The organism is Pedobacter glucosidilyticus DSM 23534, assembly GCF_000425145.1.
GTDB classification, from domain to species: Bacteria; Bacteroidota; Bacteroidia; order Sphingobacteriales; family Sphingobacteriaceae; genus Pseudopedobacter; species Pseudopedobacter glucosidilyticus.
On record NZ_AULF01000015.1, the window covers coordinates 72,273 to 84,540 of the forward strand.

Annotated in this window: 11 protein-coding genes; 8 read left to right on the plus strand and 3 right to left on the minus strand. The window is 33.8% G+C overall.

Annotated features, from left to right (window positions below; translation table 11 throughout):
- Position 1: 1 nt before the first annotated feature.
- On the minus strand, positions 2-715 hold the full coding sequence (locus H510_RS0106470; RefSeq protein ID WP_051291088.1) for a TIGR04283 family arsenosugar biosynthesis glycosyltransferase: 714 nt from the start codon (positions 713-715) through the stop codon (positions 2-4).
- 79 nt (positions 716-794) lie between these two features.
- On the opposite strand from H510_RS0106470, the gene H510_RS0106475 reads away from it, so the two are divergent.
- A complete protein-coding gene (locus H510_RS0106475) occupies positions 795-1,589 on the plus strand; it encodes a DUF547 domain-containing protein (protein WP_026903578.1) in 795 nt (264 codons plus the stop codon).
- 78 nt (positions 1,590-1,667) lie between these two features.
- Entirely contained in the window at positions 1,668-1,952 is a 285-nt protein-coding gene (gene rpsO, locus H510_RS0106480; RefSeq protein WP_026903579.1) for a 30S ribosomal protein S15, read from the plus strand.
- A 75-nt stretch (positions 1,953-2,027) separates the two neighbouring features.
- On the opposite strand, the gene H510_RS18390 is transcribed toward rpsO, so the two are convergent.
- The gene (locus H510_RS18390) at positions 2,028-3,191 is read right to left on the minus strand and encodes an iron-containing alcohol dehydrogenase (protein ID WP_081659212.1); all 1,164 of its coding nucleotides are present in this window, start codon (positions 3,189-3,191) and stop codon (positions 2,028-2,030) included.
- A gap of 141 nt (positions 3,192-3,332) precedes the next feature.
- Between H510_RS18390 and H510_RS0106490 the strand changes: the two genes are divergently transcribed.
- From H510_RS0106490 to H510_RS0106510, 5 genes are all read left to right on the plus strand, one after another.
- Positions 3,333-4,553, plus strand: coding sequence for an MFS transporter (locus H510_RS0106490; RefSeq protein ID WP_026903580.1), 1,221 nt, complete (start codon positions 3,333-3,335; stop codon positions 4,551-4,553).
- Position 4,554: 1 nt separating this feature from the next.
- Entirely contained in the window at positions 4,555-6,333 is a 1,779-nt protein-coding gene (locus tag H510_RS0106495) for a chloride channel protein (protein WP_026903581.1), read from the plus strand.
- Positions 6,333-7,241: an oxygen-dependent coproporphyrinogen oxidase gene (gene hemF / locus H510_RS0106500; protein WP_026903582.1), complete on the plus strand. Its 909-nt coding sequence runs from the start codon at positions 6,333-6,335 to the stop codon at positions 7,239-7,241. The genes H510_RS0106495 and hemF overlap by 1 nt, the downstream gene beginning before the upstream one ends.
- Positions 7,242-7,288: 47 nt before the next feature.
- A complete protein-coding gene (locus tag H510_RS0106505) occupies positions 7,289-7,822 on the plus strand; it encodes a pyridoxamine 5'-phosphate oxidase family protein (protein ID WP_026903583.1) in 534 nt (177 codons plus the stop codon).
- Positions 7,823-7,961: 139 nt separating this feature from the next.
- Positions 7,962-9,173: a hypothetical protein gene (locus H510_RS0106510; RefSeq protein WP_245584798.1), complete on the plus strand. Its 1,212-nt coding sequence runs from the start codon at positions 7,962-7,964 to the stop codon at positions 9,171-9,173.
- A 4-nt stretch (positions 9,174-9,177) separates the two neighbouring features.
- Here the strand turns inward: H510_RS0106510 and dctA are convergent, their stop codons facing one another.
- The gene (gene dctA, locus H510_RS0106515; RefSeq protein ID WP_026903585.1) at positions 9,178-10,422 is read right to left on the minus strand and encodes a C4-dicarboxylate transporter DctA; all 1,245 of its coding nucleotides are present in this window, start codon (positions 10,420-10,422) and stop codon (positions 9,178-9,180) included.
- A gap of 165 nt (positions 10,423-10,587) precedes the next feature.
- Here dctA and H510_RS18395 point away from each other — a divergent pair, with 165 nt between their 5' ends.
- Positions 10,588-12,195: an alpha-L-fucosidase gene (locus tag H510_RS18395; RefSeq protein ID WP_081659213.1), complete on the plus strand. Its 1,608-nt coding sequence runs from the start codon at positions 10,588-10,590 to the stop codon at positions 12,193-12,195.
- Positions 12,196-12,268 lie beyond the last annotated feature (73 nt).

Here is a 12,268-nt window from a genome sequence, read left to right on the forward strand (position 1 = left end):
GCTAGTATTTTAGTTCGCTTTCCTGATGGTTTAGCATTTTCCTATAAAAGTTTATCATCTTATCCTGATTTATCTTTAAAAAGAACATGATGAAAACGGCTAAATTGGTGATGTTAACCTTGAAATAGCTGTTATGGTCGTACTTTCTTGCAGATACGATAATATCTTTAGGGATGATTTTAAAAGCGTACTTTTTTCTTGCTCTGATGATGATATTATAATCTTCCATAATTTTATAATGCTCATCATATCCTTTAAGCTCTTCAAAAACCTTGCTGGTTATAAATAATGATTGGTCACCGCCTCGGCACATCAGCCTATCAAAACGGGTAAAATAGGCGTTAACTTTTAAAATCTTTTTGGGCGAGTTAAATTTAAAGCGATAACACCCTATAGGGAAACCTTCGTTAATGGCTTTTTTTATATCAGCTACAAAGGTTAAAGGTGGCAAACTATCTGCATGTAAAAAATACAAAATAGAAGCTTTAGCATGTTTAGCTCCAAAATTGAGTTGTTTAGCTCTGGATTTTTGTCCGCCTTGTAAACATGTAAAACCTTCTGCTTCAATAATCTGTATGGTTTTATCTGTACTGCCGCCGTCACTTATCAATATTTCTATCTCTTGGAAATTTTCTATCTTTTTTAAGTGCTGGAGCAATGTTTGTATGTTGTCTTCTTCATTATAAGTAGGAATAATTACGCTGACGGATATCATAGATAAAAATTAATAAAACCAAGCTTGATATAATTACGTCTATATTAGAGATTAAGATTTGAAAAATAAAACATTTAAGATGAATATTGTTGCTCATATCATATTTGCTCTTGTTTTTACTTTAGGATTAGCTTCTTGTGGAGTAAAAAAAGCCAATTATTTACAAAATAAAGTTACAAGCACTTCTTATAATAAGCTTTCAGAAGAAATGCTGATGAAACTTAAAGAAGGTAAATCTGTAAAAGATATTCAGGAAAAATTGGCTAGCATAAAAATGGAAGATTTAACCAAAAGTTTAGTTAACGATAACCAACGTATGGCTTTTTGGATAAATATTTATAATGCTTATATCATAGCTATTTTAAAAGAGCAGCCAAACAAGTTTATAGACAGGGCTAGCTTTTTTACAACTAAACAAATTAGAATTGCAGAACATGATTTTAGTTTTGATGATATCGAAAATGGCATCATCAGGAAATCGCAATTTAAGTTTGGTTTAGGTTATATTCGTAAGGTATTTCCTCCTAAAACAGAGCGTAAGTTAAGGGTTTCAGAAAGAGATTATCGTATACATTTTGCATTAAATTGTGGCGCAAAAAGTTGTCCGCCAGTAAGAATTTATAAGGCTGAAGCATTAGAAAAGCAGTTACAAGAGGCAACAAAGTCTTATCTAACTGAGGTAGTCAAGTATCAATCTTCTGAAAATAAAGTTATGGTAAGTCCATTGATGAGTTGGTTTAGAGGCGATTTTGGTGGTAAGAAAGGTGTTTTAAAGATATTAAAAGATTTTAAGCTCATCCCACAGGATAAAAAACCTCAAATAGATTATGCTGATTACAGTTGGGAATTAGACATTAACAATTATGCAGAATAATGATTTGATATTTAATTTTTTAGCCTTACATTTGCAGGCAATTAATTAAATTTTTTACGCTTTAATATTATTCAGGTAATGTATTTAAGTACAGAGAAGAAGAAAGAAATCTTCAAACAACACGGTGAAGTAGAAACCAACACTGGTTCTGCTGAAGGTCAAATTGCGTTATTCACTTACAGAATTGCGCATTTAACTGGTCACTTAAAGAAAAACAAAAAAGATTACTCTACCCAGTTAGCACTTCAAAAACTGGTTGGTAAGAGAAGAGCTTTATTAGCATATCTTTTCAAAAAAGATATCAACAGATATAGAGCTATCATCAAATCATTAGGATTAAGAGATATTATTAAATCTATATAATTCTTAGAGAGCTAAAATCTAAAAAGCCGCTTCGAGATAATCGAAGCGGCTTTTTCATGCAACAACAATCAAAACTTAGAACATTTCATCTACAATATCTTGATGGTCTTTTGATGTTAGGGCGTAAACCATTCCGCTTACCTTGTTTTGAGCTAGGTTATTTAAGATGTTTTGCTTTTCTTGAATATTTATACCCACTTCTGTTAAGCTAACTGGCGAATTTATTTCTTTAAAGAAAGCTTCTAAAGCTGTAATAAAATCTAAACCTAGTACTTCATCATCAATAGAAGTAAACTCAAAAATATGTTTAGCTAAAAAGGCAAGTTTATCTTTAATTTTTGGTAGTTGAATTTTTAGCCAAGCAGGATAAACTATAGATAAACCAGCACCATGTGGAATATCATAAAGCACACTTAGGGTATGTTCTATATTGTGTACGCCCCAGTCGCCCGGGCTTTTGCCTGCTCTAAGTGTTCCGTTTAAAGCATTGGTAGCCAACCACATAATTTGTGCTCTAGTATCATAATCTTGTGGTTGTTGCATCACTTTACGACCATAGCTTATGGCTAGCTTGATAATATCAGCGGTATAATGGTCTGTTAAAGGAGCATTTCCTTTTCCGAAAAACTGCTCTAAAGCATGTGCTATTAAATCAACAACACCATAAGCTGTATAATGAAGCGGTACAGAGGTGGTTAATGCTGGATCTAAAAATGATACTTTAGGATAAAGCAAATCGTTAAGAATAGCCGTTTTAATACCATTTTCACTATCCTGTAAAACGCTTGCATTATTCATCTCTGAACCTGTTGCTGCTAGCGTTAGTATAGATATGATAGGCAAGGCTTTCGTTGGTGTTGGGACTTTTCTTAAATAAAAATCCCAGACAGAGTGCTCAACATAAAAACCTGCAGCTACGGCTTTTGCAGTATCTATCACAGATCCACCGCCTAAAGCAATAATCATATCTACTTGTTTCTCTTTAGCTAGTTTTACAGCAGCATCAGCATCTTGAAAAGTTGGATTAGATTGTATTCCCTCGTAGGTATAATGCTCTAACCCACAAATATTCATCAAAGAAACCACACGAGCATAAACACCGTTTTGCTTAACAGAACCTTTTCCTATGATGATGAGTGCTTTTTTACCATAAGGCGAAATTTCCTGACAAATATCATCCACAACATCTTTTCCGAAAAGGATTTTGGTAGGATTATAATGTATGAAGTTTTCCATCATCCTAATAACTAAAAAGGGATAAAAATGTTTAGGTCTTTTATGTTTTTGTTAAACAAAATAAGAATGAATTCTTTTTAAAGCTCTTATTTACTTTTATAATAAGATGTAAATCTTATTTTTGCCGCTCACTTTCAGCTTTTTATGAATCCTTCGAATAATAAAAACGTAACCTTATTAATCACTGTAGCCGCACTAGGCTATTTTGTTGATATTTATGATTTGGTATTATTTTCTGTGATTAGGGTGGCGAGTTTAAAATCTATAGGTGTTGCTCAAGAAGACCTACTTTCTGTAGGCGTTACCTTAATTAATGCCCAAATGATAGGCATGTTGCTAGGTGGAATTTTGTGGGGTATTTGGGGCGATAAAAAAGGCAGATTACAAGTTCTATTTGGCTCTATTTTGATGTATTCTTTAGCAAATATTGCCAATGCCTTTGTTACTGATGTGCCTACTTATGCCTTTATTAGATTTGTTGCTGGTATTGGTTTAGCAGGAGAATTAGGTGCAGGCATAACCTTGGTTGCGGAAAGCATGAGTAAAGAAAAAAGAGGATATGGTACCATGCTGGTTGCGGCTATAGGTTTGCTAGGGGCGGTTGCTGCTGGCTTGGTTGGTGATAAATTTACTTGGCAAACAGCATATCTTATTGGTGGTGGTATGGGGCTTTTACTATTGGTATTACGCTTAGGCGTGATGGAATCAAATATTTATAACAAAATTCAACATAAAAATGTAAGTAAAGGCAATTTTTTAATGTTATTTACCAGTTGGCCTCGTTTCAAAAAATATATCAATTGTACTTTAATTGCTTTACCAACATGGTTTGTAGTGGGTATATTGGTAACATTTGCACCAGAATTTGGTATTGCGATGGGTGCTACGGAACCCTTAAGTGCCGGAAAAGGGATTATATTCACCTATTTAGGTATATCGGCAGGAGATATATTGAGTGGTGTTTTAAGTCAGTATTTTAAAACGCGTAAAAAAGTAGTATTTGTATTTTTGATAGCAACTTTAGCCAGTATCTTGATATATCTGTTCTCTAAAGGTATTAATGCTTCAACGTATCATCTTATTTGCTTTCTTTTAGGTATTTCTACTGGGTTTTGGGTTATCTTTGTAACCATTGCTGCCGAACAATTTGGTACAAATTTAAGAGCAACAGTAACCACAACAGTTCCTAATTTTATAAGAGGTTCTTTAGTTTTAGTAACATTTAGTTTCGAGTATTTGAAGAATCAGGTAGGTATTATCAACTCGGGTTTAATTGTGGGAGTTATAACTCTAATTATTGCATTTATTGCAGTTTATAACCTCGAGGAAACCTATGGCAAAGATTTAGATTATGTAGAAGAATAGTATGAAGTTTTGGAACCAGCATAAATTTATTATCAGATTAATTCACCATCGTCTTACCAGAAATCAGTTTTTGATTTTATCTGGCGTATTGGTTGGCTTATCTGCCGGAACCGCAGCTATACTTTTAAAGTCTATGGTTCATTATATACATGTATTAATTAATAGCCAGCTAAAAGTATTTCATTATCCATATCTTAATCTTTTTTTGCCCTTAACAGGTATATTGATTACCGTTTGGGTAATACGTAAATTTTTGAAAGGAAAAGATGGGAGAGGTGTAGCCAATATTCTGTTAGATATAGCGCAAAGGTCTGGCGTTATACCTAAGTTTAAGATGTACAGCCAAGTTATTACAAGCGCTATAACCGTTGGTTTTGGTGGTTCATCAGGCTTAGAAGGGCCAATTGCAGTTACTGGTGCTGCTATAGGATCTAATTATGCCAGAACGTATAGATTAACTTACCGCGAGCGCATTTTATTATTGGCCTGCGGCGCAGCTGCAGGTATAGCGGCAGTTTTTAATGCCCCAATTACAGGTTTAATGTTTGCTATAGAAGTAATTTTAGTTGGTGTAGTTTTCTCTGATTTTATCCCCCTAATTATCTCTGCCGTTTCTGGTGCTTTAATCTCTAAAATCATTTTAAATGATGATATCCTTTTCGAATTTAGGAGCTTAAAAGAGTTTGACCATAGTAATGTACCGTATTACATCCTGTTAGGTGTATTTAGTGGTTTGGTGGCTGTTTATTATTCTCGGGTATCTAGAAAAATAGAATACTTTTTTCATCATCAACTAAAATGGAGTCCTTACAATAAAGCTATTTTAGGAGGCTTAATCATTGCTTTATTATGTTTTATTTTTCCGCCATTATTCGGGGAAGGTTATGGAGCTGTAAAATTCTTGGCTTCAAATAATCCAGAAGGTTTGCTACAGGGTACTTTTTTTAACATCCCTACAGAAAACAGCTGGATGATAATCCTTTTTACGGGATTAATTTTTCTTACAAAGGTTTTGGCAACCAGTTTTACCTTAGCAAGCGGTGGTAGCGGAGGTAATTTTGCTCCTTCTTTATTTACTGGTGCCTTTATGGGCTTCTTTTTTGCTTCACTGTTTAATAAAATGGGTATCCATACCTTACCAGTAAATAATTTTACCTTAGTAGGGATGTGTGGTGTATTAAGTGGCGTAATGTATGCCCCTTTAACAGGGATATTTTTGATAGCTGAAATTACGGGTGGTTATGAGTTAATGATTCCTTTGATGTTAGTTGCTACCTCTGCTTACGTTATTGCTAAGGTTTTTGAGCCTCATTCTATGGATGTTAAAGACTTAATAGAGGATAAGAAAATATTTACCGAAAATTACGATGAGAATATCCTGGGTTTGATAAAAATTCATGAGATATTAGAAACAGAATATGATGAAATTTCTACAGATAGTAAATTGATAGATTTATTAGCTGTATTTAAAAATTCTGACCATCAATTGATTATTTGTAAGGATAAACATCAGAAATTTGCAGGCTTTATATGGTTTGATAAAGTTAAAAAGGTTTTATTAGATACCGATTTGCAAAATAAGCTAACTGTTGAGGAGCTTGTTAGTAAAACATCTGTTAAACTAAACATAGAAGATAATATCTCAGAAATGGTTGATTATTTTGATAAAACTGATATGGTTTATCTTCCTGTTTTTGATAAAGAAGTTTTTATAGGCGTAATTTCTAAAACCAAATTACTTGCTGCATATAGGAATAAATTAAGGTTAACACTAAGCTGATGCTAAAAAAAGAACACATTGCCGAAGAGTACAAGAATATTCAACAAGAAATAACCGATGCCTTAGAAGCATTAGATGGTGTTGCTTTGTTTGAAGAGGAGAACTGGGAGCGAAACGGCGGTGGCGGTGGTAGAAGCAGGGTTCTACAAAACGGTGCTTTGATAGAAAAAGGTGGTGTTAATTTTTCTGCTGTACATGGCAAACTTCCTGATGCTATTAAAAAAGCCTTTAAAACCGATAAAGAAGAGTTTTTTGCTACAGGAGTTTCTATAGTTTTGCATCCGCATAATCCTTGGGTGCCTATTATCCACATGAATATTAGGTATTTTGAAATGGAAAGTGACGGCCAAGAACCCATCCGTTGGTTTGGTGGCGGTATAGATGTTACTCCGCATTATGTTATTCCTGAGGATGCTAAATTTTTTCATCAAACGATGAAAAATGTTTGTGATGATACTAATCCTGAGTTTTATCCAAAATTCAAAAAATGGGCTGATGATTATTTCTTTATCAAGCATCGACAAGAAACCAGAGGTATTGGCGGTATTTTTTATGATAGGTTAACACCTGAAAGTACAGGAAATAGCTGGACAGATATTTTTGATTTTTCTAAAGCCGTGGGTCGTTCTTTTGCTAAGGTTTATGCTCATTTAGCTAATCAAAACAGAGATAAACACTTTACCTTGGAAGAAAAGCAATGGCAATACCAACGCAGAAGCAGGTACGCCGAGTTTAATTTAGTATACGACTCTGGTACAAAATTCGGTTTAGAAACTGATGGACGTATAGAATCTATCCTGATGAGTATGCCCCCAATGGCAGCTTGGGTGTACGATTATAAAGCGCCAGCAGGTAGTAAAGAAGAAGAAACTTTAAACTTACTTAAAAAGGATATTAGCTGGGTTTAATTTCTGTGGAACAGTCTTTGTATTTCTTCAATAAAAAAACAAAGACTATGGAAAACCAACAAACATCAGAAAACAACCATAACCAATCTTTATCTGGTAAAGAGGCTATTGCTAAACTTACCGAATTGGCAGAAGGTGCAAAAACCTGCTTCTTTTGTACCAGTATCAAAACAGGTTTACCTTTAACTGCATCGCCTATGGAGTTGTTAAAAGTAGACGAAGAAGGCAATCTTTGGTTCATGAGCGCTAAAGACAGCCAAAGAAATCAAGAATTACAAACAGATCCTTTTACACACCTTTTCTTTCAAGAGCATCAGCATGCTGGCTTTTTAAATGTTTATGGTATATCAGAAATTATTTTAGATAAAGCTAAAATTGAAGAGTTATGGAAACCTTTACATAAGGTTTGGTTTCAGGAAGGTGTTGATGACCCAAATATCAGTCTTATTAAAGTTGTGCCTACACAATCTTATTATTGGGATACCAAAAACGGACAGGTAGTGGCTTTTGCAAAAATGGCACTGTCTTTGGTAACTGGTAAAACAATGGATGACAGCATAGAAGGTAAATTGGAATTATAAAAACATCATAAAATAAGTTTGGGATTTAAGGCTTCGTTATTAACGAAGCCTTATTTTTTTGTTGTAAAATTATAAACCCATGACATGAATTTGATGTTAATTTTGTGTAAATTTAGAATAACCAAATTATTAACACGTCATGAAAGGCTTTACAAGAAATTGCATTTCTGTCTTCTTTTTGATGTTTTTATCTCTTTTACAACAAGAGGTAAAAGCACAAAATTTTGCCTTTCAGTTTTATGATGAAACCTTTAATTTCTCAACAGATGCATCTGTAGATATTCCTTTTGACGATGGACTCTCTTCAGCATCTATTATTCAGTTTTACAATCGTTTAAACAAAGGTAATTATCAACCTATTATCCAAACTTTAACACAATACAAAGAAAAAAAGCAGTTGAACGATTGGTTTTATTATCAATTAATTAGGAAAACAGCGCAACAAATAAGTCCAAAAGAAGATAATTACGAACGTTATACGCTGTATAAATGGTTTTTACTGGCAAAATCTGGTTATGATACTAAATTAGCCATTGGCCCCAGCCAATTGTTATTTTATGTTTGGAGTGATGAAGACATAGCTGATATACCTTATTATTTAGAGGGTGGTAAGCAAATGATGTGTTTAAATTTTCATGATTATAAATATGCTGATTATGCAAAAGATAAAATCATCCCTGTAAAATTAAATGTACCCGAAGCTACTAAAGCCTTTTCTTATAAGGTAACGCAAATACCAGATTTTAAGCCAGAAGATTATCGTGAAAAACAATTGGCTTTTAATTACAGACAAAAAGCATATCATTTTAAAATAAAGCTTAACGCCGATATTCAGGCTATTTTTAAGAACTATCCGGGTGTTACTTTTGAATCTTATTTTAATATCCCTTTAAGCAGAGAAACCTATAGTTCTTTAATTCCATATTTAAAGCATAATTTAAAAGGAATGAGCCAAAAGAAAGGTGTTGATTATTTGATGAGATTCACCAGAAATGCTTTTTTATACGAAAACGATGAGCAAAATTTTGGTAAAGAAAAACGTTTATCGCCAGAGCAAACCTTGTTTCAAGAATATAGCGATTGCGATGATAGGGTAGCCTTGTTTTTTTATCTGGTAAAAGAGATTTATAATTTACCTATGATAGCCTTATTGTATCCTTCGCATATAACCATGGCTGTAAAATTTGATAAACCTATTGGGGAAGCCATAGAATATAAAGGAGAAAAATATAGCGTTTGCGAGCCTACTCCGCAGAAAAAAGACTTAAAAATTGGTCAAATAGCTCCCGAGTTTCAGCATCAAAACTTCCAGGTAGTTTATCAGTATCATCCTGGAAGTATCAATAATTAAATGATTAATTCTGCTCGGCTAAAGCCAGTTTATTTTTTTCTTCATCAAATTCTTTTTCACTTTTAGCAACCACAATAGCAGCCACGCCATTACCAATTAAGTTGGTGATGGATCTTGCCTCGCTCATGAACCTATCAACACCAAGAAGAATAGCTAAACCTTCTGTTGGGATAACTTTTAAAGCTGTTAAAGTAGAAGCTAAGACGATAAAGCCACTTCCTGTAACTCCGGCAGCACCTTTACTGGTAATCATTAAAATTCCGATGATGGTAAGTTGCTGCGTAAAACTTAAATCAACACCAAATACTTGAGCCAAGAAAACCGTACACATCACCAAGTAAATGGTTGTTCCATCTAAATTAAAAGAATAACCCGTAGGGATAACCAAACCTACTACAGATTTAGAACAGCCAAAACGTTCCATTTTATCTAACATATTTGGCAAAACAGATTCTGATGAAGAAGTACCTAAAACGATGAGAATTTCTTGTCTGATGAACTTCAAATATTGCCACAAACTAAATTTATAGAAGTAGCAAATCAGGTTAAGCGCTATGAAAATAAACAAGGCCATAGTAGCATAAACAGATACCATCAGTTTTCCCAAAGGTATTAATGCATCTAAACCATAAGTTCCAATGGTATAAGCCATGCCACCAAAAGCACCAACCGGAGCAAGTTTCATGATAAATTTCATGATATTGAAAAATACCTTAGAAAGCCTATCAAAAGTTAATAGTAAACTTTGCCCACTTGTACCCATCTGTGTTAAAGCCAAACCAAACAAAATGGAAAAGAAAAGTACTTGTAAAATATCGCCCTCGGCAAAAGCATTAATAACATTAGAGGGTACTATATGGGTAAAAAACTCTAGCCATTTAATACCTTCGGCAGTTTCAACATATTGGTTTACCTTTTCATTAGCTGTACCATTAAAGGCAAAACCATCTCCGGGTTTAACCAAATTCACAATAAAAAGTCCGAAGAAAAGGGCAAATGTGGTAACAACCTCAAAATAAAGTAATGCCTTACCACCAACACGACCAACTTTTTTCATATCGCCCATGCTTGCAATACCTAAAACAATGGTAAAGAAAATAATAGGTGCTATCACCATCTTTATCATATTGATGAATGTTTCGCTTAAAATGCGAGCGGTATCGGCAAATTCAGGAAAAAATAAGCCTGTTAAAATACCGGCAACAATAGCAATTAAAACTAATGCTGTTAAGTTTTTAAATATTTTCAATTTTTGTGATTGGATTGGTTTAAATGCTAAAGTAAATATTTAAGATTTAGTGTTAAAATTAAATGATGAAAGATTTACATGGTTTATTTAAAAGAATAGTAGTGCTTAAATAAATGTGCTATTTGTAGTTTTGGATTAACCTAATATAAATCATTCTTTACAAAAATGTTGATAAGTAAATATTCTATATCCTTAAGAAAGGGTATTTCTGTATTCATTACCTCTGTAATTTTAACTACTGGAGTTTATGCGCAAAAGGTAAAACCTTATGTAGAAAACTGGGAGTCAATAAATAAACATCAAGAAGCGCCAGAGTGGTTTAACGATGCAAAATTTGGTATTTATTTCCATTGGGGAGTTTATTCGGTTCCTGGTTTTAGTACTTGGTATCCGCGGAATATGTTTATCCCAGGAATGGCAGAATATAATTTCCATAAAGAAAAATATGGAGACCCGGCTAAGTTTGGTTATCATGATTTAGTTCCGCTTTTTAAGGCCGAAAATTTTAATGCTCAAGAATGGGCACAGCTATTTAAAGATGCCGGAGCACAGTTTGCTGGGCCGGTGGCAGAACACCATGATGGCTTTGCTATGTGGGATAGTAAATTAACACCCTGGAACGCCAAAGATATGGGGCCTAAAAAGGATATTACAGGAGAATTGGAGAAGGCCATCAGAAAACTGGATATGAAATTTATTACCACTTTTCATCATGAAAGGCAATTGCAACGCTATGTAGATAAGCCCAATGAAGAGTTTAGTAACAAGAAAAACTATGAAAAATTTTGGGAGAGCCATTTTCCATTTTTTAAAGGTATGCCAACTACATCTACAGACCCTAAATTGAGATTACTTTATGGCAATATCCCAGAAAAAGAATGGTTAGAAAACCAATGGTTTGGTAAAATTAAAGAAGTAGTAGATAAGTATAATCCAGATATTTTATGGTTTGATGGATGGTTGCACATGATACCAGAAGCTTACCGTTTAAAAATGGCTGCTTATTATTTAAATCACGCTAAAAAGAAAAACCAGGAAGTGGTTATTGTGAGAAAGCAAAGAGATTTACCGCTAGAAATGAGTGTTGATGATTTAGAAAAGTCGAGAAAAAATAGGTTAGAAGCTAAAACTTGGATGACTGATGAAACCATTGGTATAAAAGATTGGAGTTATACTACAAACTTACAAATCAAAAGTTTATCAGATATTCTTCATATCCTAATTGATGTGGTAAGCAAAAACGGTGTATTGCTATTAAATATAGCGCCAACCCCTTCAGGTGATATTCCAGAAAACCAAAGAGAAGTTTTATTGGGCGTTGGTAAGTGGTTAAAAACTAACGGAGAAGCTATTTATAATACCAGACCTTGGTATACCTATGGCGAAGGACCTACCAAAGAGCCAGAAGGTCATTTCGAGAATAGAGAAGCGTTTTTGAAAGTAAAGTACTCTGCTAAAGATGTAAGATATACGACAAAAACAGGTGTTATTTATGCTACTTTATTGGGCGAGTTAGGCGCAGGGCAAGAAGTTATTTTAAAATCATTTGCTAAAGACCAATTACCTAAAATAGAGCGTGTAAGAAATGTTTCTTTTATTGGTTCAGATGAAAAAATAAAATGGTCACAAACTGAAAAAGGTTTAGTGATACAAGCACCAGCAGAAGCTATCAAAGGCTTAGCTACTACGATAAAGATACAAGTACAGGCAATGGACGAACCCTACAATATCATGAAAGAGCCTAATAAAACAGCTAAAGAGAATGAAGGTTAATGGTTTATTATAGTTAATTGGTGTTTAATGCTCGGCTATTGCCCGGGCATTACTCATTTAAAATCAATACAAT